Origin of the sequence: Streptomyces sp. NPDC005374, assembly GCF_042872225.1 — a bacterium.
Taxonomy (GTDB): domain Bacteria; phylum Actinomycetota; class Actinomycetes; order Streptomycetales; family Streptomycetaceae; genus Streptomyces.
Genome location: NZ_JBIAKA010000023.1, coordinates 59,656 through 82,646, shown reverse-complemented (window position 1 = coordinate 82,646; position 22,991 = coordinate 59,656). Strand labels below are relative to the sequence as shown.

General features: G+C 70.4%; 19 protein-coding genes. 18 read left to right on the top strand and 1 reads right to left on the bottom strand.

The window, feature by feature from the left end; genetic code table 11:
* Nucleotides 1–9: 9 nt before the first annotated feature.
* From ACFYRX_RS41360 to ACFYRX_RS41320, 9 genes are all read left to right on the top strand, one after another.
* Nucleotides 10–192 carry a hypothetical protein gene (locus ACFYRX_RS41360; RefSeq protein WP_389111857.1) on the top strand — a complete coding sequence of 61 codons (183 nt, stop codon included), beginning with the start codon at nucleotides 10–12 and terminating at the stop codon, nucleotides 190–192.
* Between the two features lie 209 nt (nucleotides 193–401).
* Nucleotides 402–1,784 (top strand): nitrate/nitrite transporter, encoded by a 1,383-nt coding sequence (locus ACFYRX_RS41355; protein ID WP_389111855.1) that lies wholly within the window; start codon nucleotides 402–404, stop codon nucleotides 1,782–1,784.
* A 98-nt stretch (nucleotides 1,785–1,882) separates the two neighbouring features.
* Nucleotides 1,883–3,037: a uroporphyrinogen-III synthase gene (locus ACFYRX_RS41350; protein WP_389111854.1), complete on the top strand. Its 1,155-nt coding sequence runs from the start codon at nucleotides 1,883–1,885 to the stop codon at nucleotides 3,035–3,037.
* Nucleotides 3,038–3,244: 207 nt separating this feature from the next.
* The gene (locus ACFYRX_RS41345) at nucleotides 3,245–3,829 is read left to right on the top strand and encodes a CGNR zinc finger domain-containing protein (RefSeq protein WP_389111852.1); all 585 of its coding nucleotides are present in this window, start codon (nucleotides 3,245–3,247) and stop codon (nucleotides 3,827–3,829) included.
* A gap of 319 nt (nucleotides 3,830–4,148) precedes the next feature.
* Nucleotides 4,149–4,670: a sigma-70 family RNA polymerase sigma factor gene (locus tag ACFYRX_RS41340; protein ID WP_010039908.1), complete on the top strand. Its 522-nt coding sequence runs from the start codon at nucleotides 4,149–4,151 to the stop codon at nucleotides 4,668–4,670.
* Between the two features lie 47 nt (nucleotides 4,671–4,717).
* The gene (locus ACFYRX_RS41335; protein WP_389111851.1) at nucleotides 4,718–5,497 is read left to right on the top strand and encodes an anti-sigma factor family protein; all 780 of its coding nucleotides are present in this window, start codon (nucleotides 4,718–4,720) and stop codon (nucleotides 5,495–5,497) included.
* A gap of 64 nt (nucleotides 5,498–5,561) precedes the next feature.
* Nucleotides 5,562–7,964: a HelD family protein gene (locus tag ACFYRX_RS41330; RefSeq protein ID WP_389111849.1), complete on the top strand. Its 2,403-nt coding sequence runs from the start codon at nucleotides 5,562–5,564 to the stop codon at nucleotides 7,962–7,964.
* Nucleotides 7,965–8,250: 286 nt separating this feature from the next.
* On the top strand, nucleotides 8,251–9,666 hold the full coding sequence (locus ACFYRX_RS41325) for an NAD-dependent malic enzyme (protein WP_389111847.1): 1,416 nt from the start codon (nucleotides 8,251–8,253) through the stop codon (nucleotides 9,664–9,666).
* Between the two features lie 294 nt (nucleotides 9,667–9,960).
* Nucleotides 9,961–10,242 carry an HU family DNA-binding protein gene (locus tag ACFYRX_RS41320; RefSeq protein WP_007382399.1) on the top strand — a complete coding sequence of 94 codons (282 nt, stop codon included), beginning with the start codon at nucleotides 9,961–9,963 and terminating at the stop codon, nucleotides 10,240–10,242.
* Nucleotides 10,243–10,345: 103 nt separating this feature from the next.
* Here ACFYRX_RS41320 and murA read toward each other — a convergent pair whose 3' ends face one another.
* Nucleotides 10,346–11,692, bottom strand: coding sequence for a UDP-N-acetylglucosamine 1-carboxyvinyltransferase (gene murA / locus ACFYRX_RS41315; RefSeq protein ID WP_389111846.1), 1,347 nt, complete (start codon nucleotides 11,690–11,692; stop codon nucleotides 10,346–10,348).
* Nucleotides 11,693–11,945: 253 nt separating this feature from the next.
* Here murA and ACFYRX_RS41310 point away from each other — a divergent pair, with 253 nt between their 5' ends.
* From ACFYRX_RS41310 to ACFYRX_RS41270, 9 genes are all read left to right on the top strand, one after another.
* The gene (locus tag ACFYRX_RS41310) at nucleotides 11,946–12,518 is read left to right on the top strand and encodes a YqgE/AlgH family protein (protein ID WP_389111845.1); all 573 of its coding nucleotides are present in this window, start codon (nucleotides 11,946–11,948) and stop codon (nucleotides 12,516–12,518) included.
* Nucleotides 12,519–12,721: 203 nt separating this feature from the next.
* Nucleotides 12,722–13,000 carry a DUF3039 domain-containing protein gene (locus tag ACFYRX_RS41305; protein WP_387734744.1) on the top strand — a complete coding sequence of 93 codons (279 nt, stop codon included), beginning with the start codon at nucleotides 12,722–12,724 and terminating at the stop codon, nucleotides 12,998–13,000.
* A 182-nt stretch (nucleotides 13,001–13,182) separates the two neighbouring features.
* Complete coding sequence (locus ACFYRX_RS41300) at nucleotides 13,183–14,478, top strand: extracellular solute-binding protein (protein WP_389111843.1); 1,296 nt, start codon at nucleotides 13,183–13,185, stop codon at nucleotides 14,476–14,478.
* A 5-nt stretch (nucleotides 14,479–14,483) separates the two neighbouring features.
* Nucleotides 14,484–15,374, top strand: a complete 891-nt coding sequence (locus ACFYRX_RS41295) for a carbohydrate ABC transporter permease (RefSeq protein ID WP_389111841.1) — start codon at nucleotides 14,484–14,486, stop codon at nucleotides 15,372–15,374.
* Complete coding sequence (locus tag ACFYRX_RS41290; RefSeq protein ID WP_389111840.1) at nucleotides 15,371–16,228, top strand: carbohydrate ABC transporter permease; 858 nt, start codon at nucleotides 15,371–15,373, stop codon at nucleotides 16,226–16,228. The genes ACFYRX_RS41295 and ACFYRX_RS41290 overlap by 4 nt, the downstream gene beginning before the upstream one ends.
* Nucleotide 16,229: 1 nt before the next feature.
* A complete protein-coding gene (locus tag ACFYRX_RS41285) occupies nucleotides 16,230–17,858 on the top strand; it encodes a beta-N-acetylhexosaminidase (RefSeq protein WP_389111839.1) in 1,629 nt (542 codons plus the stop codon).
* Between the two features lie 235 nt (nucleotides 17,859–18,093).
* Complete coding sequence (locus tag ACFYRX_RS41280) at nucleotides 18,094–18,987, top strand: FAD binding domain-containing protein (protein ID WP_389111837.1); 894 nt, start codon at nucleotides 18,094–18,096, stop codon at nucleotides 18,985–18,987.
* Nucleotides 18,984–20,636 carry a 2Fe-2S iron-sulfur cluster-binding protein gene (locus ACFYRX_RS41275; RefSeq protein ID WP_389111835.1) on the top strand — a complete coding sequence of 551 codons (1,653 nt, stop codon included), beginning with the start codon at nucleotides 18,984–18,986 and terminating at the stop codon, nucleotides 20,634–20,636. Before ACFYRX_RS41280 ends, ACFYRX_RS41275 begins: the two co-directional genes overlap by 4 nt.
* Nucleotides 20,633–22,942, top strand: a complete 2,310-nt coding sequence (locus tag ACFYRX_RS41270; RefSeq protein WP_389111834.1) for a xanthine dehydrogenase family protein molybdopterin-binding subunit — start codon at nucleotides 20,633–20,635, stop codon at nucleotides 22,940–22,942. Before ACFYRX_RS41275 ends, ACFYRX_RS41270 begins: the two co-directional genes overlap by 4 nt.
* Nucleotides 22,943–22,991 lie beyond the last annotated feature (49 nt).

The following is a 22,991-nucleotide window of genomic DNA, read 5'->3' as shown; positions in this document are numbered from 1 at the left end:
CTCGTCGAGTTGAGTGACCGGCCGGAGGGCGTCGTATGGGGGAGTGACAAGGAGTTCGCGGCCCACGGAATCGGCCCCGAAGAGACCGCTGAGCTGCGGCGACGGGCGTTGGACCGGGGGTCCGGCCTCGGGCTCCGGCCGGCAGAGGAGTACGACGACCCCGATGACCACCAGGAAGACGCCTACGGCTGAAGCGGCCGGCCGGCCCTCACACCACGGCCCCGCGGGGTGGAGCTGTTGGAAACACAAAGCCCCCACGACCTCTCATCCCCTCCTGCGCCGGGGTGAGAGCAAAGTTCCCTTCCGGTCACCCGGTGCCACAGGCAGGAAACGCGTCCTCCCTACCTTCGGAATCAGCCACTCGAAGCAGGACCTGAGCCCCGTCGCACCGTGGAGGCGTCATGACAGCCCCTAGTACAGCCCCCGCACCCCCGAGCAGGGGCGGCCGCTGGATCCAGCAGTGGGATCCCGAGGACGAGACCTTCTGGAAGGAAACCGGCGAGAAGGTCGCCAAGCGGAACCTGCTCTTCTCCGTTCTCTCCGAGCACATCGGGTTCTCGGTCTGGACCATGTGGTCCGTGCTGGTGCTCTTCATGGGCCCGGAGTACGGGCTCACGCCGGCCGACAAGTTCCTGCTCACGTCGATGGTCACGCTCGTCGGTGCCGTCGTCCGCGTCCCCTACACCTTCGCCGTCGCGATCTTCGGCGGACGGAACTGGACGATCATCTCGGCCAGCCTGCTCCTCATCCCCACCATCGCCGCGTTCACCGTGATGAAGCCGGGGACCTCGTTCAACACCTTCCTGCTGGTCGGCCTGCTGGCCGGTATCGGCGGCGGCAACTTCGCGTCGTCCATGACGAACATCAACGCGTTCTTCCCCCTCCGTAAGAAGGGGTGGGCCCTCGGGCTCAACGCCGGCGGCGGCAACATCGGCGTCCCGGTCATCCAGCTGATCGCCCTCGCGATCATCGGCGCCAGCGGCGGACCCCGGGTGCTGCTCGGGATCTACATCCCGCTGATCCTCATCGCCGCCGTCCTCTCCGCGCTCTTCATGGACAACATCGAGAACGTGAAGAACGACACCGGCGCCGCCAAGGACGCCGCGAAGGACGGCCACACCTGGATCATGTCCTTCCTCTACATCGGCACGTTCGGCTCCTTCATCGGCTACAGCTTCGCCTTCGGCCAGGTGCTGACCAACCAGTTCGGCCGGACCCCGCTGGAGGCCGCGTACGTCACCTTCATCGGCCCGCTGCTCGGCTCGCTGATCCGTCCCGTGGGCGGCGCGCTGGCCGACAAGTACGGCGGCGCGAAGATCACGCTGTGGAACTACGTCGGGATGGCCGCCGCGACCGCCGTCCTCATCGCGGCCAGCATGGAGAAGTCGCTCGGACTGTTCACCGTCGCGTTCGTGGTCCTGTTCGTCCTCAGCGGCCTCGGCAACGGCTCGACCTTCAAGATGATCCCCGGCATCTTCCACACGAAGGCCCTGGGCAAGGGGCTCGAAGGCGAAGCGGCCGCCGCCTACGGACGCCGTCTCTCCGGTGCCTCCATGGGCCTGATCGGCGCGGTCGGCGCACTCGGCGGCGTCGGCATCAACCTCGCCTTCCGCCAGTCCTTCCTCTCCTACGGCTCCGGAACCGGCGCGTTCGTCGCCTTCCTCGCCTTCTACGCGGCCTGCTTCCTGGTCACCTGGGCCGTATACCTTCGCCGCACGGCCTCTCAGGGCCAGGCCACGACCGCCTCCGAGGCGAAGCCGCAGCTCAGCTACGCCGAGGTGTGACGTAACACTGACGATATAAAGCGGAACCGAGCCTGTCACGAGCCGTTGACAGGCTCGGTCGGCATGTAGGTCAGACGACAGACTGCGGGACGACAGCCATGTACGACGAACAGCAGCCAGCAGAGCAACACGGGCCCCTGGCGGGGTTCACCGTGGGAGTCACAGCCGCGCGCCGGGCCGACGAGCTCGGTGCGCTGCTCCAGCGCCGCGGGGCCGCCGTACTGCACGCTCCCGCCCTTCGGATCGTGCCCCTCTCCGACGACAGCGAACTGCTGGCGGCGACGAAGGACCTCATCGACCAGGCGCCGGACGTGGTGATCGCCACCACGGCGATCGGGTTCCGGGGCTGGGTCGAGGCCGCCGAAGGGTGGGGGCTCGGTGAGCCGCTCCTCGACCGGTTGGGCGAGGTGGAACTGCTCGCGCGCGGACCCAAGGTCAAGGGGGCGGTGCGGGCCGCCGGGCTGACGGAGGACTGGTCGCCGTCGTCCGAGTCCATGGCCGAGGTGCTCGACCGGCTCCTCGAGGAGGGCGTCGAGGGGCGCCGGGTCGCCATCCAGCTGCACGGCGAGCCGCTGCCGGGGTTCGTGGAGGCGCTCAGGGCCGCGGGCGCGGAGGTCGTGGGGGTGCCGGTGTACCGGTGGATGCCGCCGGAGGACCTCGCGCCGCTGGACCGGTTGCTGGACGCGGCCGTCTCGCGCGGCCTCGACGCGCTGACCTTCACGAGCGCGCCCGCCGCTGCCTCCCTGTTGTCCCGGGCCGAGGACCGCAGTCTGCTGCCGGAGCTGCTCGCGGCCCTCAACCACGATGTGCTGCCGGCGTGTGTCGGACCGGTGACCGCCTTGCCGCTGCAGGCGCAGGGAGTGGATACGGTCCAGCCCGAGCGCTTCCGGCTCGGGCCGCTCGTACAACTGCTGTGCCAGGAGCTTCCCGGCCGGGCCCGCTCGCTGCCCATCGCCGGCCACCGGGTGGAGATCCGGGGGCACGCGGTGCTGGTCGACGGGGCGTTGCGGCCGGTGCCGCCCGCGGGGATGTCGTTGCTGCGGGCGCTGTCGCGACGGCCCGGCTGGGTGGTGTCCCGGGCGGAGCTGCTGCGGGCGCTGCCGGGTGCCGGGCGTGACGAGCACGCGGTGGAGACGGCCATGGCCCGCCTGCGTACGGCCCTGGGGGCGCCGAAGCTGATCCAGACGGTGGTGAAGCGGGGGTATCGGCTCGCGCTGGACCCGGCGGCGGACGCGAAGTACTCCGACGTGTGAGGGTTTCGCCCCCGCCGCCCCTACCCGTCCCGTCCTTCGGGGGCTCCGCCCCCGGACCCCCGCTCCTCAAACGCCGGAGGGGCTGGATCGTGGGCCGGCGGTGACACAGCCAGGTACCGCTCCCGGTCCGGGGGGTTCCGGCGGTGGGAGCGGGGAGGCACTGTTAGAGGGAGCCCCGAAGCGGCACCCCTAGGCGGTGACAGGCACATGGCACTGGGTACGGCCACGGTCGCGTACGAACTGCGCTTCGACGCCGGACGGATCTGTCTCGACCTCCTCGCGACCACCCACCCCGAGGAACGCCTCGACTCGACGGAGGTGCTGTGCGCCTGGATCGTCGGTTCGGGTCTGGTGCCGGACGGCACCGGTCTGACGCACGCGGACCCCTCCTGGCTCGTCGGCTTCCGCGAACTGCGCGGCCGGATCGGGCAGTTGGTGCGAGAGGCACCCGGGCACGGGTACGACCTCGCGCTCGCCCACGTCAATGACGCCGCCCGCGCCGCGCCCCCGGCCCCGCGGGCGGTGTCCGGCGAGGGCGGCACTCTGGTGCGGGAGTTGGAGGGTCCGCCCGGCTGTGCGGCGCTGCTCGGGGCCGTCGCCAGGGACGCCGTGGAACTGCTCACCGACCCGGTCGCGCGGGCGGGGATCAGAGAGTGCGAAGGGGACAACTGCCCCATCGTGTACCTGGACACATCACGGGGACGCAGGAGGCGCTGGTGCTCCAGTGAGGTCTGCGGAAACCGCGAAAGGGTGGCCCGGCATCGGAGGCGCGCGGCTCTCTCGCGCGCCTGACTGGTCGTTATGTCCCTTCTGTGGAGGCGCAGTCGACGTGATTTCGATTACATGTCGTTTACTCGCTCAACCTTACGGGCCGTAGTCTTGATCTTGCCGGTGTGGCGGAAATGTAAAGATCGCGCGGCGGGAATGTGCGCGCATGTCCTGTCTCGTCACGTCACTCAGAAGAAAACTGTCGTCGCACTTTGAACACCCGGCACCCCCCTTCCGTACCTGTTGTCGAGCGACCGACTGGGGGAACCCCCGGACATCGGAGGTGGGCGTGCGCAAGGATTCCGTCGTGGCCAATGAACGTGGATCGAGGGCCCGACATCGCATGTCCCAGCCCTCGGAACCAGATGAGGAGCTGATGCGTGCCCTTTACAGGGAGCACGCCGGGCCTCTCCTTGCGTATGTCCTCCGGTTGGTTGCGGGAGACCGCCAGAGAGCCGAGGACGTGGTGCAGGAGACGCTCATCCGTGCCTGGAAGAACGCCGGACAGCTCAATCGAGCAACCGGATCGGTACGCCCCTGGCTGGTGACGGTCGCCCGGCGCATCGTCATCGACGGACACCGCAGCCGGCAGGCCCGGCCGCAGGAGGTCGACCCGTCACCGCTGGAGGTCATCCCCGCGGAGGACGAGATCGACAAGGCGCTGTGGTTGATGACGCTGTCGGACGCGCTCGACGACCTGACCCCGGCCCACCGGGAGGTGCTCGTCGAGACGTACTTCAAGGGGCGTACCGTCAACGAGGCGGCCGAGACACTGGGCATACCCAGCGGAACCGTCCGCTCGCGGGTGTTCTACGCCCTGCGGTCGATGAAGCTCGCACTGGAGGAGCGGGGGGTGACGGCGTGATGAGTGTGTACGGGGGTAACCAGGGATTCGGTACAGGTGGTTCGGGTATGTCAGGTTCCATGATGGGATCTCCGGTGCCGAACGAGCACGAGACCGTCGGCGCCTACGCCCTCGGAATCCTCGACGACGCCGAGGCGACCGCCTTCGAGGCGCACCTCGCGACCTGCGAATGGTGCGCCCAGCAGCTCGACGAGCTCGCCGGCATGGAGCCGATGCTCGCCGCCCTCGCGGACCTGCCGGGCTCCGGCACACCCGCGATCGGGGAGTCGCTCTCCGCCAAGCCCAGCCCGCGGATCGTGAACAAGCTCGTGGACGAGGTCGCGGAGCGCCGTGCGCACAAGCGGCGCCGCAGCTTCTACATGGTCGCGGCCGCGGCCGCCCTGATCATCGGCGGTCCGTTCGTCGCGATGGCCGCGAGCGGCGGTGACTCGGGCACCCAGCCCAAGCAGGGCCAGGTCCTCGCGAGTACCGCCAAGGAACTCTTCGAGTCCATGAGCGACAAGGTCTCCGGCACCGACCCCTCGACCGGGGTCAGCGCGACGGTCGCCATGCAGACGAAGGACTGGGGCACCTCGCTCGGTCTGGAGCTCAAGGGCGTCAAGGGACCGCTGAAGTGCTCCCTCATCGCCGTCGCAGACAACGGCGAACGCTGGACGGCTTCCACCTGGTCCGTCGGCAAGTGGGGCTACGGCATTCCGGACGGCAAGACCCCGGAGTCCAAGAAGCCGCTCTACATCGGCGGCGCCGTCGCTCCCGCCCAGAGCGACATCGACCACTTCGAAGTCGTCGACTCCAACGGCAAGAAGCTGGTCGAGGTCGACGCGTAACTTCCCGCCCGGGGTCCCCTTCGCGTACGGTTGACGGCTGCCCAGCACGTCAGAAGGGGGCCCGGTGGCCGCTCAGGCTCAACCGACCGCGGTCGACACGGTTTCCGACTCAGTTCGGGACCGTGAGATCAGCGTGGAACAGGAACATCTGGACCGGGTGTACCGGCGCCTCGAGGAGAAGATCCACGAGGCGGAGTTCCTGATGAACGACGCGGCCAAGCGCGGCCAGGTGGGCACACCCGGCGCGCTCGCGGAGCGGGACGCCCAGGTCTTCCGGGCCGGCGTCCACCTCAACCGCCTCAACAACGAGTTCGAGGACTTCCTCTTCGGCCGGATCGACCTGCTCCTGGGCAGGGACGGCAAGAAGGGCCCGGACGGCGCCTACACCGCCGTGGAGCCCGCCGACGGCGCGGTCCGCGAGGACAACACCGCCGACATCGCCGAGACCCTGCACATCGGCCGGATCGGAGTCCTGGACTCCGACTACGCCCCGCTGGTCATCGACTGGCGGGCCCCGGCCGCAGCGCCCTTCTACAGGTCCACTCCGGTGGATCCCGGGCGTGTCGTACGGCGCCGCGTCATCCGCTCCAAGGGCCGCAAGGTGCTCGGTGTCGAGGACGACCTCATGCGCCCCGAACTCAAGGCCCTCCTCGACGGCCAGGAGCTGCCCGTCATCGGCGACGGCGCCCTGATGGCCGCGCTCGGACAGGCCCGCAGCCACACCATGCGGGACATCGTCGCCTCCATCCAGGCCGAGCAGGACATGGTCATCCGGGCACCCGCGGCCTCGGTGACGTACGTCGAGGGCGGCCCCGGCACGGGCAAGACCGCCGTGGCCCTGCACCGGGCCGCGTATCTGCTCTACCAGGACCGCCGCCGGTACTCGGGCGGCATCCTCATCGTCTCGCCCACGCCCCTGCTCGTCGCCTACACCGAGGGCGTCCTGCCGTCGCTCGGCGAGGAGGGCCAGGTCGCCATCCGGGCGATCGGCTCCCTGGTCGACGGCGTCGAGGCCACCCTGTACGACTCCCCGGCCGTGGCCCGCGCCAAGGGGTCGTACCGGATGCTGAAGGTCCTGCGGAAGGCGGCGCGGGGGGCACTGGAGTCGGGCACCCACGGCAGGGGGAGCGGTCCGGGGCAGCGGGCCCTCGGCGAGCCCGGCCAGCTCGCCTTCGGCGAGGAGGACACGCCCGAGGACGCACCCGAGCCCGCCCCCGCGGGAACTCCCTCCCGCCTCCGTGTCGTCGCCTTCGGGCGCCGGCTCGAACTGGAGGCGGCCGAGCTGGAACGTATCCGCCAGAACGCCCTCAGCGGCACCGCACCCGTCAACCTGCTGCGGCCCCGGGCCCGCAAACTGCTCCTGGACGCCCTGTGGGCGCGGTCCGGGTCGGGAAGCCGGCACACCGATCCGGAGCTGGCCGCCGAACTGCGGTCGTCGTTCGACGAGGACATCACCTCGGAGGACAGCTTCATCGCGTTCCTCGACGCCTGGTGGCCTGAGCTCACCCCCAAGGGCGTTCTCGCCGCCATGGCCGACGAGCGGCGCCTGGGCCGCTGGGCCCGCCGGATCCTCAATCCCGGCGAGGTCCGCAGGGTCGCCCGCTCGCTCCGGCGGGACGGCCTCTCCGTGCACGACATCGCCATGCTCGACGAGCTCCAGGCGGTCCTCGGCGCCCCGGCCCGCCCGCGCAGGCGGCGGGAGCTGGACCCGCTCGACCACCTCACGGGCCTGGAGGAGCTCATGCCGGTCCGCGAGGAGACGCAGCGCGAGCGGGCCGAGCGGCTCGCCCAGGAACGGGTCGAGTACGCCCACGTCATCGTCGACGAGGCCCAGGACCTCACGCCGATGCAGTGGCGCATGGTCGGCCGCCGCGGCCGGCACGCCACCTGGACGGTCGTGGGGGACCCGGCCCAGTCCTCCTGGTCCGACCCCGAAGAGGCCGCCGAGGCCCGCGACGAGGCCCTCGGCACCCGTCCCCGCCGCCGTTTCCAGCTCACCGTCAACTACCGCAACCCCTCCGAGATCGCCAACCTCGCGGCCAAGGTCCTCGCGCTGGCCATGCCCGGCGCGACCTCCCCCGCGGCGGTACGGTCCACCGGCGTCCAGCCGCGCTTCACGGTCGTACGCAAGACGCTGGGCGAGACCGTCCGGGAGGAGGCCGCCCGGCTCCTCGACCTCGTCGACGGCACCGTCGGCGTCGTCGTCGCCATGAACCGGCGCGAGGAGGCGGCCCGCTGGCTCACCGGACTCGGCGACCGCGTGGTGGCGCTCGGCAGTCTGGAGGCCAAGGGCCTGGAGTACGACGCGTCGATCGTCGTCTCCCCGGCCGAGATCGCCGACGAGTCACCGGCCGGACTGCGCGTGCTGTACGTCGCGCTCACCCGGGCGACCCAGCAGCTGACGGTCGTCTCGGCGGACCGGGACCAGCCGGACGCGGACGGGGTGCCGGATCTGCTGAGAGATTGAACTCTCGGGACGGGAATGGTCTTTCGGGATCCGTTTGTTAGCCTGAGTGTGACACCGGCCCGATCCAAGCCCCCGGGCCCAACCTTCGTCGCCACGAGCGACCACTTGCCGCGAGGCGAGCATGGCGGGTCGGTGTCACTGACTTGACGAGAGGCCCACGTCCAGAGGACGTGGGCCTCTTCTCGTGAACAAAACGTTCGCAATCCGGGGTGGCTAACGCCTACCCATCAGTAGGTGCGACGATCGGACGGCATCAGCACCACAGGTAAAGCGGAGGAAGTCGGCCATGGCAACGGCGCCCAGCGTCTCCTACTCGATGACGGTCCGGCTGGAGGTGCCCGCGAGCGGAACCGCCGTATCGCAGCTCACCACCGCCGTGGAGTCCTCCGGCGGCTCGGTGACCGGCCTCGACGTCACCGCCTCCGGTCACGAAAAGCTCCGGATCGACGTCACCATCGCGGCCAGCTCCACCAAGCACGCCGACGAGATCGTCGAGGAACTGCGCGCCATCGAGGGCGTCACGCTCGGCAAGGTGTCCGACCGTACGTTCCTGATGCACCTCGGCGGCAAGATCGAGATGGCGTCGAAGCACCCCATCCGCAACCGTGACGACCTCTCGATGATCTACACCCCGGGTGTCGCCCGGGTGTGCATGGCCATCGCCGAGAACCCCGAGGACGCGCGCCGCCTCACCATCAAGCGCAACTCCGTTGCGGTCGTGACGGACGGCTCGGCCGTGCTGGGCCTGGGCAACATCGGTCCGATGGCCGCCCTCCCGGTCATGGAGGGCAAGGCGGCCCTCTTCAAGCGGTTCGCCGGCATCGACGCCTGGCCGATCTGCCTGGACACCCAGGACACCGACGCGATCGTCGAGATCGTCAAGGCGATCGCCCCCGGGTTCGCCGGCATCAACCTCGAGGACATCTCCGCGCCGCGCTGCTTCGAGATCGAGGCCCGGCTGCGCGAGGCCCTCGACATCCCCGTCTTCCACGACGACCAGCACGGCACCGCGATCGTCTGCCTCGCCGCCCTGACGAACGCACTGCGCGTCACCGGCAAGGCGATCGAGAACATCCGGGTCGTCATGTCCGGCGCCGGCGCGGCCGGTACGGCCATCCTCAAGCTGCTCATCGCCGCGGGCGTCAAGAACGCCGTCGTCGCCGACATCCACGGCGTCGTGCACTCCGGCCGCGAGGACCTGGTGGGCGCCGCCGCCGACTCGCCGCTGCGCTGGATCGCGGACAACACCAACCCCGAGAGCCTGACGGGCACGCTGAAGGAGGCCGTGCGGGGCGCCGACGTCTTCATCGGCGTCTCGGCCCCCAACGTCCTCGACGGCGCCGACGTGGCCGCCATGGCCGACGACGCGATTGTGTTCGCGCTCGCGAATCCCGACCCCGAGGTCGACCCGGCGATCGCCCGTGAGACGGCGGCCGTCGTGGCCACCGGCCGCTCCGACTTCCCCAACCAGATCAACAACGTGCTGGTCTTCCCGGGTGTCTTCCGCGGTCTGCTGGACGCCCAGTCCCGCACGGTCAACACGGAGATGATGCTCGCGGCCGCGAAGGCGCTCGCGGACGTCGTGACCGAGGACGAGCTGAACCCGAACTACATCATCCCGAGCGTGTTCAACGACAAGGTCGCGGGCGCGGTCGCGGGTGCGGTGCGGGACGCGGCCAAGGCCGCGGGGGCGACGGCGTAGGGCCGCGTCTACAGTGGGCGTCGGCTGTGAGGATCGCCACGGTGGCCCTCCGGCCCGGCGCGTCGCGAAACCGGGCGCTTCACGCCACCCTCTATGGTGGCGCCACGCCCAGGCCCCAGTTCGTGTGACCCCCTAGGGTGTTCTCACGAGTCCTGCGGGTGCCGGATTGGCTTTCCCGCAGCAGGTAGGGGCAGGATGCGTCACTGGGCGCGAGCGCATCGGCTTCGCTGTGCCACGTGTGCGGCTCCGCCGCGAGGCACACCCCAACGGCAAGAAGAACACGGGAGTAACAACATGAACCGCAGTGAGCTGGTGGCCGCGCTGGCCGACCGCGCCGAGGTGACCCGCAAGGACGCCGACGCCGTTCTGGCCGCGTTCGCCGAGACCGTCGGCGAGATCGTCGCCAAGGGTGACGAGAAGGTCACCATCCCCGGCTTCCTGACCTTCGAGCGCACCCACCGTGCCGCTCGCACCGCGCGCAACCCGCAGACCGGCGACCCGATCCAGATCCCGGCCGGCTACAGCGTCAAGGTTTCGGCGGGCTCCAAGCTCAAGGAAGCCGCCAAGGGCAAGTAAGCCTGACGGTACGTCTCGGGACGACGTACTTCGGGACGACGTAACGCCAATGGGGCGGCCCCCTTCACAGGGGGCCGCCCCATCGTCGTAGGGCCGGTTACGGCTACCCGAGTGCCTTGCCTGGGAGTTCCACCTTCGCGCCGAGCTCCACGAGCTTCTCCATGAAGTTCTCGTAGCCGCGGTTGATGAGGTCGATGCCGTGGACGCGGGAGGTGCCCTGGGCGGCCAGTGCCGCGATGAGGTACGAGAAGCCGCCGCGCAGGTCGGGGATGACCAGGTCGGCGCCCTGGAGGCGGGTCGGGCCCGAGACGACCGCCGAATGGAGGAAGTTGCGCTGCCCGAAGCGGCAGTCCGAGCCGCCCAGGCACTCGCGGTACAGCTGGATGTGAGCACCCATCTGGTTCAGCGCGGAGGTGAATCCGAGGCGGGACTCGTACACCGTCTCGTGGACGATCGACAGGCCCGTGGCCTGCGTCAGGGCGACCACCAGCGGCTGCTGCCAGTCCGTCTGGAAGCCCGGGTGCACGTCGGTTTCGAGCGCGATGGACTTCAACTGGCTGCCGGGGTGCCAGAAGCGGATGCCCTGGTCGTCGATCTCGAAGGCGCCACCCACCTTCCGGTAGGTGTTCAGGAACGTCATCATCGAGCGCTGCTGGGCGCCGCGGACGTAGATGTTCCCCTCGGTCGCCAGCGCCGCGGACGCCCAGGAGGCCGCCTCCAGGCGGTCCGGCAGGGCGGCGTGGTTGTAGCCGCCGAGCTGGTCCACACCGGTGACGCGGATGGTCCGGTCGGTGTCCATCGCGATGATGGCGCCCATTTTCTGCAGGACGCAGATCAGGTCCTCGATCTCCGGCTCCACGGCCGCGTTCGAGAGCTCGGTGACTCCCTCGGCGAGGACGGCGGTGAGCAGCACCTGCTCGGTCGCGCCCACCGACGGGTACGGCAGCCGGATCTTCGTGCCGCGCAGCCGACGGGGCGCCTCCAGGAACTGCCCGTCCGCGCGCTTCTCGATCGTCGCGCCGAACTGCCGCAGCACCTCGAAGTGGAAGTCGATGGGCCGGCCGCCGATGTCGCAGCCGCCGAGGCCCGGGATGAACGCGTGCCCGAGGCGGTGCAGCAGCGGCCCGCACAGAAGGATCGGGATGCGGCTCGACCCGGCGTGGGCATCGATGTCGGCGACGTTGGCGCTCTCGACATGGGTCGGGTCCATCACCAGCTCGCCCGGTTCCTCACCCGGACGGACCGTCACCCCGTGCAGTTGCAGCAGCCCGCGTACGACCCGCACGTCACGGATGTCCGGAACGTTGCGCAGTCGACTCGGCCCGCTGCCCAGCAGGGCGGCGACCATGGCCTTCGGTACGAGGTTCTTCGCACCGCGGACACGGATCTCGCCCTCCAGCGGGGTTCCGCCGTGGACAAGCAGTACGTCGTCAGAGCCGTTGACGGTCATGTATCTCGCGTTCCGATGAGTCGGGCAGGGACCAGAAGGGAAAGGGTAATCGCCGCCCACCCCCCTTCTGTAAGCCCAAGTGCCACCAAGGCACGTCATAGCTCTGTCACAACACGGGCCGTTCCCTGTCGGGCACATGGGGTCACGGGCGCGTGTCGCGCGCCTGGGGCGCACGGTTGCGCTCTGAGCTGCGACCCCTGCGGTAAAGGCATTGCCTCCACACTTGGAGGGAAGATGCGGGATCATGTCTGGCATGACCGAGGTGTCCTCGCTCACAGGGCGGTTGCTCGTGGCAACGCCCGCCCTGGCGGACCCGAACTTCGACCGCGCGGTGGTGCTCCTTCTCGACCACGACGAGGAGGGCTCGCTCGGCGTGGTCCTCAACCGCCCCACCCCGGTGGACGTCGGCGACATCCTGGAGGGCTGGGCCGACCTCGCGGGTGAACCCGGCGTCGTCTTCCAGGGCGGCCCGGTCTCCCTGGACTCGGCCCTGGGGGTCGCCGTCATCCCCGGCGGCGGAGCACTCGACGGGACCCCGCTGGGCTGGCGCAGAGTGCACGGCGCGATCGGACTGGTCGACCTGGAGGCCCCGCCCGAGCTGCTCGCCTCGGCCGTCGGCAGCCTGCGCATCTTCGCCGGTTACTCCGGCTGGGGCCCAGGCCAGCTGGAGAACGAGCTGGTGGAGGGCGCCTGGTACGTCGTCGAGTCGGAACCCGGCGATGTCTCCTCGCCGTCCCCGGAGAGACTCTGGCGCGAGGTGCTGCGCCGCCAGCGCAACGAACTCGCGATGGTGGCCACCTACCCGGACGACGCCTCGCTCAACTGAGGCGAGGCGGTTCTCCCGCTCCACCCCGCAAGATCCGTGCTCGCGCGGGGCAGTTGTGGCGGCGCGGGGCCCCGTCGCCGGCCCCGGCCTCCGCTCGGGGAGGACTCGGACGGGGCTGACCGCGAGCGTCGCGTCACCGCCGGTGACACCCGTTGTGGAAGCGGGGGATCCATAGTTCCCGGTGGTTGATTACCCTTGGCTTCATGAGCACTCTCGAGCCCGAGCGCGGGACTGGTACGGGGACCCTCGTAGAGCCGACGCCGCAGGTGTCCCACGGTGACGGCGACCACGAGCGCTTCGCCCATTACGTCCAGAAGGACAAGATCATGGCGAGCGCCCTCGACGGGACCCCCGTCGTGGCGCTGTGCGGCAAGGTGTGGGTGCCCGGCCGCGATCCCAAGAAGTACCCCGTGTGCCCCATGTGCAAGGAGATCTACGAGTCCATGGGCTCCGGGGACGACGACAAGGACGGCGACAAGTAGACAGGCCGTCCGACTGAGCTTCACAGGGCCCCCTGGGTGCGTACCACGCGCCCCGGGGGCCTTTTGTGTATCACGGATTGGTTGAGACCTCTTGTGGGCGTGTTCATGCAACCCATAACCTCCGTTGCGTTGAGCGAAACCGTCATTGCATATGTTGCAACGCACGTCCGGAGGATCACTCCATGAAGCTCTCCCCCCGACTTCCCGCCCTGTTGCTGGCCGCCCTGGTCGTCACCGCCTGCGCGCCCCAGACCGCCTCCGACTCCTCCTCCGACAAGGACGAGAAGACCGGCACCCTGCGTGTCTGGCTCTTCCAGGAAGTCGGCAACAAGCCCAAGGAGCAGGTCGTCGACTCCGTCGTCGACGCCTTCGAGAAGGCTCACGACGGCACCAAGGTCGACGTCGAGTACATCCCGGTCGAGACCCGCGCCCAGCGCGTCAAGGCCGCCTTCAACGACCCGTCCTCCGCACCCGACGTGATGGAGTACGGCAACACCGACACCGCCGGCTACGTGAAGGACGGCGGACTCCTCGACGTCACCAAGGAGTTCGGCGACTGGAGCGAGGCCAAGGACACCGACCCCACCGCCAGACAGTCGGTCACCGTCGACGACAGGATCTACGGCTCGCCCTTCTACGTCGGCGTCCGCGCCCTGTACTACCGCACCGACGTCTTCAAGGAGCTCGGCCTCGAAGTGCCGAAGACGATGGCCGAGTTGGCCGCCACGGCCCGCAAGATCCGCGCCGCGAAGCCCGAGTTGTACGGCCTCGTCGTCGGCGGCGCCTACACGTACGGCGCGATGCCCTTCATCTGGGCCAACGGCGGCGAACTCGCCGACGGCAAGGGCGGGTCGTACGCGTCCGCGATCTCCGGTGCCGCGGCCCAGAAGGGCATCAAGGAGTACACCTCGCTCTTCACCGACGACAACTGTCCCGCCGCGAAGTGCGCCGGCATGGGCGGCAACGACACGATCACCGCGTTCGCCGCGGGCAAGGCGGGCATGGCGATCGGGGGCGACTTCAGCCATACGGCGGTGGAGGCCGGGAAGGTCAAGGGCGAGTACGCGGTGGTGCCGCTGCCCGGGATCACCGCCGGGTCGATCGCTCCCGCTTTCGCGGGCGGCAACAACATCGGCGTACTGAAGAGCACGGCCCACCGGACGCTCGCCGTCGACCTGATGGAACAGCTCACCTCGAAGAAGACGCAGGCGTCGATGTTCGACGCGATGGGGTTCCTGCCGACGTTCGCGGACGTCAGGCAGCAGGCCGCCTCCGAGCAGCCGTACGTGAAGCCCTTCGCGCAGACCCTCGCCGCCGGGACGAAGTTCGTGCCCGCCTCGCCCGCCTGGTCGCAGATCGACTCCTCGCTGGTGCTGCCGACGATGTTCCAGGAGGTCATCAGCGGCAAGAAGAACGTGGCGGCGGCCTCCGGGGAAGCGGCGAAGAAGATGAACGCCGCGTTCGGCTCCGTCGGGTGACCTCGGTGACGTCAGTGATCAACCGCACCACCCGGGCACCCTGGCTCTATCTCGCCCCGGCCCTCGTCGTCCTGGGCGGACTGCTCGTCTACCCCGTCTACCAACTCGGTCTGATCTCCTTCTTCCGGTACACCCAGGCCCAGGTCAGCGGCGGCGAACCGACCGCCTTCGAGGGGTTCGGGAACTACTCCGCGCTGTTCTCCGATCCGCAGTTCTGGCAGGTGCTGCTGGCCACCGTGCTGTTCGCGGCGGCCTGTGTCGCGTCGACGCTCGCCGTCGGGTGCGCGCTGGCCGTGCTCCTCACCCGGGTACGGGCCGTGCCGCGACTGGCGTTGATGCTCGCCGCGCTCGGGGCCTGGGCGACACCGGCGGTGACGGGGTCGACGGTCTGGCTGCTCCTCTTCGACCCCGACTTCGGACCGGTCAACCGCGTCCTGGGGCTCGGCGACCACTCGTGGACGTACGGGCGGGTGAGCGCCTTCGCCCTCGTGCTCCTCGAAGTCGTCTGGTGCTCCTTCCCGTTCGTGATGGTCACGGTGTACGCCGGGATCCGTGCCGTGCCGGCCGAGGTGCTGGAGGCCGCCGCGCTGGACGGGGCCTCGCAGTGGCGGATCTGGCGGTCGGTGCTCACGCCGATGCTGCGGCCGATCCTGGCCGTCGTCACCATCCAGTCGGTCATCTGGGACTTCAAGGTGTTCACCCAGATCTACGTCATGACGAACGGGGGAGGCATCGCCGGACAGAACCTCGTCCTGAACGTCTACGCCTACCAACAGGCCTTCGCCTCCTCGCAGTACGGCCTCGGCGCGGCGATCGGCGTCGTGATGCTGCTGATCCTGCTCGCCGTGACGCTGGTGTACCTGAGGCTGCTGACCCGCCAGGGGGAGGAACTGTGAGCCTTCCACGCGCGCGGGCGCGGCTGTCCCTACGGCGTCCATGGCGGCTGGCCGCCGAGGGGTCGGCGTTGCTCATCGCGGTCGTCGTCGCCTTCCCTCTCTACTGGATGGTGCTCAGCGCCTTCAAACCGGCCGGCGAGATCGAGTCCACCGAGCCCCGGCCCTGGACGCTCGCGCCCTCGCTCGATTCCTTCCGGCGGGTGTTCGGGCAGCAGGATTTCGGTCGGTATTTCGTCAACAGCCTTGTCGTGGCGGGCAGTGTCGTGATCGTCTCGGCGCTGATCGCGTTTCTCGCGGCGACCGCCGTGACCCGATTCCGCTTCCGCTTCCGGACCACCCTGCTCATCATGTTCCTGGTCGCCCAGATGGTGCCGGTGGAGGCCCTCACCATCCCCTTGTTCTTCCAGATGCGGGACTTCGGTCTGCTGAACACGCTGGGCTCGCTGATCCTGCCCCACATCGCGTTCTCGCTGCCCTTCGCGATCTGGATGCTGAGAGGGTTCGTGAAGGCCGTACCGGAGGCTTTGGAAGAGGCCGCCTACATCGACGGGGCGAGCCGCGCGCGATTCCTGTGGCAGATTCTGTTCCCCCTCGTCCTGCCGGGCCTGGTCGCCACGAGCGTGTTCTCCTTCATCTCGGCCTGGAACGATTTCCTCTTCGCCAAGTCGTTCATCATCAGCGACACCTCGCAGTCCACGCTGCCGATGGCCCTGCTGGTCTTCTTCAAGCCGGACGAGCCGGACTGGGGCGGCGTCATGGCCGCCTCGACGGTGATGACGATTCCGGTGCTGGTGTTCTTCGTACTCGTACAGCGACGTCTGGTCTCGGGACTGGGCGGAGCGGTTAAGGACTGACGTGACTTCACTGATTCCGGCGCCATCGAGCGTCGACAGCCCCGGTGGCCGGGTGTTCGTCCTCGACGAGGAGACCGAGATCGAGGCCGGCCCCGGCGCCGGCGAAGTGGCCCGCTGGCTGCGCACGACGGTCGGCGCGGCGACGGGCCTGCCGCTGGAGCCGTACGCCTCCGGCGGGAGCCGCATCCGGCTGCAGATCGCGCCGCCCCACGCCGACGAACTCGGCCCCGAGGCGTACCGCCTCACCGTGGACGAGCACGGGGTGGTCATCGACGGGGCAAGCCGGGAGGGCCTGTTCCACGGCGCCCAGACCTTCCGTCAGCTGCTCGGCCCCGCCGCCTTCCGTCGCGCACCCATCACCTCCGGGCGCGTCTGGGAAGTACCCCCGGTCACCATCCACGACGCCCCCCGATTCCGCTGGCGCGGCCTCATGCTCGACGTCTCCCGGCACTTCATGCCCAAGGACGGAGTCCTGCGCTACCTCGATCTGATGGCCGCACACAAACTCAACGTCCTCCACTTCCACCTGACGGACGACCAGGGCTGGCGGATCGAGATCAAGAGGTACCCCCGGCTCACCGAGGTGGGCTCATGGCGGGCGCGCACCAAATTCGGCCACGGGGCCTCGCCGCTGTGGGAGGAGAAGCCGCACGGTGGCTTCTACACCCAGGACGACATCCGGGAGATCGTCGCCTACGCCGCCGAGCGGCATATCACCGTGGTCCCCGAAATCGACGTACCAGGACACTCGCAGGCGGCCATCGCCGCGTACCCGGAACTCGGCAACACCGACGTCATCGACACGACCTCCCTCTCGGTCTGGGACAGCTGGGGCATCTCTCTGAACGTACTCGCCCCCACTGACAACACCCTTCGGTTCTACGAGGGCGTGTTCGAGGAACTGCTGGAGCTGTTCCCCTCCGAGTTCATTCACATCGGTGGCGACGAATGCGCCAAGGAGCAATGGCGGGAGTCGCCTTCGGTCCAGGCCCGGATCCGGGAACTCGGCCTCGCGGACGAGGACGAGTTGCAGTCCTGGTTCATCCGTCACTTCGACACATGGCTCACCGCGCGCGGGCGCAGGCTCATCGGCTGGGACGAGATCCTGGAGGGCGGGCTCGCCGAGGGGGCGGCCGTCTCCTCGTGGCGCGGTTACGAGGGCGGGATCGCCGCCGCACGCTCCGGCCACGACGTCGTGATGTGCCCGGAACAGTATGTGTACCTGGACCACCGCCAGGACGCCGGCGAGGACGAGCCGGTGCCGATCGGCTATGTCCGCACCCTGGAGGACGTGTATCGCTTCGAGCCCGTTCCACCGCAGTTGACGCCGGCCGAAGCGGCGCATGTCCTCGGTACGCAGGCCAACGTGTGGACCGAGGTGATGGAGGATCACGCACGCGTGGACTACCAGACGTTCCCGCGGCTCGCGGCGTTCGCCGAGGTGGCCTGGAGCGCACTGCCCGCCCCGGCGGAACGGGACCTCGCGGACTTCGAGCGGCGAATGGCCGCCCACTATCCGCGACTTGACGCCCTGGGCGTCGGCTACCGGCCGCCCACAGGGCCGTTGCCATGGCAGAAACGGCCCGGTGTGCTCGGGCGGCCCATCGACGGAACGCCCCCGAACAGGTAAGGGAAAAAGGCCCCAGAAGTCACTTAAGAGTGGCAATCGGTAGGTGTCGGTGATGCCGTACGAAAACGGACCATCTCCCGGACGGGGCGGGCGAATGCCACCGAACGCCTCCTAGCGGACCCCTGTCCTCGGCTGTTGCGAAGATGTGCCAGAGTTGCCACGTCCGCCCTGTCAGCACGTACCGTACGGCAGCAACAGGCAGGGCCAGGTGGGGCAGCGGGAAGGGGCAGCCGGTTTGACCACGCAAGCACCGCAGGCGAAGCAGGCCGTCACGCTGCCCACAACACTGGACGAGGCGGTGGCGGCCCTCACGGCCATGCCCGCCGCCGTGCCCGTCGCGGGCGGCACCGACCTGATGGCCGCCGTCAACTCCGGGCAGCTCAGGCCCGCCGCGCTGGTCGGACTCGGCAAGATCAGCGAGATCCGCGGCTGGCAGTACCAGGACGGACACGCCCTGCTCGGCGCGGGCCTCACCCACGCGCGCATGGGCCGCCCCGACTTCGCCGCCCTCATCCCGGCGCTCGCGGCCGCCGCCCGCGCCGCTGGCCCGCCGCAGATCCGCAACGCGGGCACCCTGGGCGGCAACATCGCCTCCGCGGCCCCCACGGGCGACGCGCTGCCCGTACTGGCCGCCCTGGAGGCGACACTGATCATCGCGGGCCCGGACGGGGCCCGCCGCGAGATGCCCGTCTCGCACCTGCTGGCCGGCATGGAGATGCTGCGCGCCGGAGAGCTCATCGGCTTCGTCCGCGTGCCGCTGCTGCACGCACCGCAGGTCTTCCTCAAGGTGACGGGGCGTACCGGACCCGGCCGCGCCATGGCCTCCGTCGCCCTGGTCCTCGACCCGGCCCGGCGGGGGGTCAGGTGCGCCGTCGGTGCCATAGCGCCCATGCCGCTGCGGCCCCTGGACGCCGAGCAGTGGGTCGCCCGCCTGATCGACTGGGACAACGGCCGCGCGATCGTCCCGGAGGCCCTGGAGGCCTTCGGCGAGTACGTCGCCGCGGCCTGCATCCCCGACCCCGCGCCGGCCCCGGACGGCTCCGTACCGCAGCATCCACCGGCCGTACTGCACCTGCGGCGCACCGTCGCCGCGCTGGCCCGGCGAGCACTGGGGAGGGCACTGTCGTGACCGACGACCAGCACGGAGAGGGCACCCCCAGGGCCGCGAGCCGCTGGGACCCGCTGCCCCAGGGCGACTACGACGACGGCGCGACCGCCTTCGTGAAGCTCCCCGAAGGAGGCATCGACGCCCTCCTGGCCTCCGCCGACAGCCCGCTCGCCGCGCGCGGTCAGGGCTATGTGCCGCCGCAGATAACGGCCACGCCGGGCGACGGCACCGGAACCGACCCGGCGGGCACGGGCGCGTGGGGCGTGCCCGCCGAGGGTTCCGGCTGGCCCGACCCGAACGCGGTGCCGCAGGGGCAGACCGGACAGTTCACGTACAACCCCGCCTCCACCCAGCAGTGGAACGCCGAGGACACCGCCGCCGCGCCCGCACCCGGCCACGACGTCACCGGCCAGTGGTCCATTCCTGTCGTCGGCGGCGATATCCCGGACGAATCGGGCGAGTTCACCACCTCGTCCCTGGTCGAGCAGTGGGGCGGCACCCCTCCCGCGACCCTGCCGGGCGGGGCGTCCGCACCCTGGGCGACACAACCGGCGCAGCCGTGGGACGACCGGAGCCAGGGCGACGGTCACGGTGGTGCCTTCGGCGAGGGGCACTCCGGTTCCGCCGGTGACGCCTACGCCGTAGCGGCCGCCGACGCGCAGACCGACACGCACGCCGACGTGCAGGCGCCGCCCGCCCCGCACGCCGAGGACCACGCGCCCTCCGACCTGTCGGAGCAGCCCGCGCCGACCGCGCACACGCGCGCCGAGCCCTATGCGGACAACCCCTCCACAGCCGCCTCACGGCCCACTCCCGGCGCCGGTGAGGCCCCGGCGGCTCCCGAGGTCTCCGACGACGCCCAAGGGGCCGTGGAAGCCGCTGACGGCCCTGTCGAGTCCGGTGTGGAGCACGCCCCGTCCGTCGGCGACGACGAACCCGGGCCGGAGACCGCCGAAGTGAACGCGGCCGACTCCAGCGAGAACGCGGACGCGGACGCCCAGGCTCCCGCGCCGTCCGGCGAGGAACACCCCCTCGCCTCCCTCGTCCTGCGGGTCAACGGCGTCGACCGCCCGGTCACCGACGCCTGGATCGGCGAGTCGCTGCTCTACGTGCTGCGCGAGCGGCTCGGGCTCGCCGGCGCCAAGGACGGCTGCTCACAGGGCGAGTGCGGGGCGTGCAACGTCCAGGTCGACGGACGGCTCGTCGCCTCCTGCCTGGTGCCCGCCGTGACCGCCGCAGGCAGCGAGGTCCGTACCGTCGAGGGCCTCGCCGCGGACGGCCGGCCCTCGGACGTGCAGCGCGCGCTCGCCCGCTGCGGAGCCGTGCAGTGCGGCTTCTGCGTGCCGGGCATGGCGATGACCGTGCACGACCTGCTGGAGGGCAACCCGGCGCCCACCGAACTGGAGACCCGCACAGCACTGTGCGGCAACCTCTGCCGCTGCTCCGGCTACCGGGGCGTCGTCGACGCCGTCAAGGAGGTCGTCGCCGAGCGCGAGGCCCACGCGACGGGCGACGCTGAGACGGATGGCGACGAGGCACGTATCCCGCATCAGGCGGGCCCCGGGGCCGGAAGCGTCAACCCGTCGGCGTTCGACTCCCCGGGGTTCCCGGGCACTTCCGGACCGCATGAGCAGGCGTACGGACAGGGACAGGACGGAGGCCAGGCGTGAGCAACGAAGCCGCCACCGCGACCACCGCCGCGGAGGCAGCACCCGCCCCCGAGCCGATTCCGCACGGCCTCGGCGTCTCCCTGCCGGCCGCCGACGCGCGCGCGAAGACCGAGGGCACCTTCCCCTACGCGGCCGACCTGTGGGCCGAGGGCCTGCTGTGGGCCGCCGTGCTGCGCTCCCCGCACGCGCACGCGCGCATCGTGTCCATCGACACGTCCCACGCGCGTGAGATGCCCGGCGTCCGCGCGGTCATCACCCACGAGGACGTCCCCGGCAGCCCGGTGCACGGCCGCGGCAAGGCCGACCGCCCGGTCTTCGCCTCCGAGGTCGTACGCCATCACGGCGAGCCCATCGCGGCCGTCGCCGCCGACCACCCCGACACCGCGCGCATGGCAGCGGCCGCCGTCATCGTCGAGTACGAGGTGCTGGAGCCGGTCACCGACCCGGAACAGGCCTTCGAGGCCGAGCCCCTGCACCCCGACGGCAACCTGGTCCGCCACATCCCGCTGCACCACGGCGACCCGGACGTCGTCGGCGAGGTCATCGTCGAGGGCCAGTACCGCATCGGCCGCCAGGACCCGGCCCCCATCGGCGCCGAGGCCGGCCTCGCCGTGCCCCGCCCCGACGGCGGCGTCGAGCTCTACCTCGCCTCCACCGACCCGCACGCCGACCGAGACACCGCCGCCGCCTGCTACGGCCTGGAGCCCGAGCGCGTCAAGGTCGTCGTCACCGGCGTCCCCGGCGCCACCGCCGACCGCGAGGACCAGGGCTTCCAGCTCCCGCTCGGCCTGCTCGCGCTGAAGACCGGCTGCCCGGTGAAGCTCACGGCCACGCGCGAGGAGTCCTTCCTCGGCCATGTGCACCGCCATCCCACACTGCTGAGATACCGCCACCACGCCGACACGGACGGCAAGCTGGTGAAGGTCGAGGCGCAGATCCTGCTCGACGGGGGCGCCTACGCGGACACCTCCTCGGAGGCCCTGGCCGCCGCCGTGGGCTTCGCCTGCGGGCCGTACGTCGTCCCGAACGCCTTCATCGAGGGCTGGGCCGTCCGCACCAACAACCCGCCCTCCGGCCATGTCCGCGGCGAGGGCGCGATGCAGGTGTGCGCCGCCTACGAGGCGCAGATGGACAAGCTGGCCAAGAAGCTGGGCGTCGACCCGGCGGAACTGCGCCTGCGCAACGTCCTCGCCACCGGCGACGTCCTCCCGACCGGCCAGACGGTGACGTGCCCGGCCCCGGTCGCCGAACTGCTCCAGGCGGTACGGGACTTCCCGCTCCCCGCGCTCCCCAAGGACACCCCCGAGGACGAGTGGCTGCTGCCCGGCGGCCCCGAGGGCGCGGGCGAACCGGGCGCGATCCGCCGGGGCGTCGGCTACGGCCTCGGCATGGTGCACATGCTCGGCACGGAAGGCGCGGACGAGGTCTCCACGGCGACCGTACGTGTCCAGGACGGCGTCGCGACGGTGCTGTGCGCGGCCGTCGAGACCGGCCAGGGCTTCACCACGCTGGCCCGCCAGATCGTCCAGGAGACCCTCGGTATCGACGAGGTGCACGTCGCGCCCGTCGACACCGACCAGCCCCCGGCCGGCCCGGGCGCGCGAGGCCGTCACACCTGGGTCTCGGGCGGCGCGGTGGAACGCGCGGCCAAGATGGTCCGCACCCAGCTCCTGCAGCCCCTGGCGCACAAGTTCGGCATGTCCACCGAGCTGCTCCAGATCACCGACGGCAAGATCACCTCGTACGACGGGGTCCTGTCGACGACCGTCACCGAGGCCATGGACGGCAAGGAACTGTGGGCCACCGCCCAGTGCCGCCCGCACCCGACCGAGCCCCTGAACGAGGCCGGGCAGGGCGACGCCTTCGTGGGGATGGCGTTCTGCGCGATCCGCGCGGTGGTCGACGTCGACGTGGAACTGGGCTCGGTCCGGGTGGTCGAGCTGGCGCTCGCCCAGGACGTCGGCCGGATCCTCAACCCCGCCCAGCTGGAGGCCCGTATCGAAGCGGGCGTCACCCAGGGCGTCGGGATAGCGCTGACGGAGAACCTGCGCACCGCGCGCGGGCTGATCCGCCACCCGGACCTCACGGGGTACGCGCTGCCCACGGCCCTGGACGCGCCGGACATCCGGATCGTCAAGCTCGTCGAGGAGCGGGACGTGATCGCCCCGTTCGGCGCGAAGGCGGCAAGCGCGGTGCCGGTGGTCACGTCACCGGCGGCCGTCGCCTCCGCCGTACGGGCCGCGACGGGCCGTCCCGTGAACCGGCTGCCGATCCGTCCGCAGGCCGCGGTGGTGACGGACCGGTGAGGTCTTCTTGTCAGGAGCCCCGCGTGATCGTGGTTCCGGTGGGCGGCGT

Coding starts and splice junctions, on each gene's coding strand:
- ACFYRX_RS41355 (WP_389111855.1), top strand. CDS start 402: ATGACAGCCCCTAGTACAGCCCCCGCACCCCCGAGCAGGGGCGGCCGC.
- ACFYRX_RS41350 (WP_389111854.1), top strand. CDS start 1,883: ATGTACGACGAACAGCAGCCAGCAGAGCAACACGGGCCCCTGGCGGGG.
- ACFYRX_RS41345 (WP_389111852.1), top strand. CDS start 3,245: ATGGCACTGGGTACGGCCACGGTCGCGTACGAACTGCGCTTCGACGCC.
- ACFYRX_RS41340 (WP_010039908.1), top strand. CDS start 4,149: ATGTCCCAGCCCTCGGAACCAGATGAGGAGCTGATGCGTGCCCTTTAC.
- ACFYRX_RS41335 (WP_389111851.1), top strand. CDS start 4,718: ATGTCAGGTTCCATGATGGGATCTCCGGTGCCGAACGAGCACGAGACC.
- ACFYRX_RS41325 (WP_389111847.1), top strand. CDS start 8,251: ATGGCAACGGCGCCCAGCGTCTCCTACTCGATGACGGTCCGGCTGGAG.
- ACFYRX_RS41320 (WP_007382399.1), top strand. CDS start 9,961: ATGAACCGCAGTGAGCTGGTGGCCGCGCTGGCCGACCGCGCCGAGGTG.
- murA (WP_389111846.1), bottom strand. CDS start 11,692: ATGACCGTCAACGGCTCTGACGACGTACTGCTTGTCCACGGCGGAACC.
- ACFYRX_RS41310 (WP_389111845.1), top strand. CDS start 11,946: ATGACCGAGGTGTCCTCGCTCACAGGGCGGTTGCTCGTGGCAACGCCC.
- ACFYRX_RS41305 (WP_387734744.1), top strand. CDS start 12,722: ATGAGCACTCTCGAGCCCGAGCGCGGGACTGGTACGGGGACCCTCGTA.
- ACFYRX_RS41300 (WP_389111843.1), top strand. CDS start 13,183: ATGAAGCTCTCCCCCCGACTTCCCGCCCTGTTGCTGGCCGCCCTGGTC.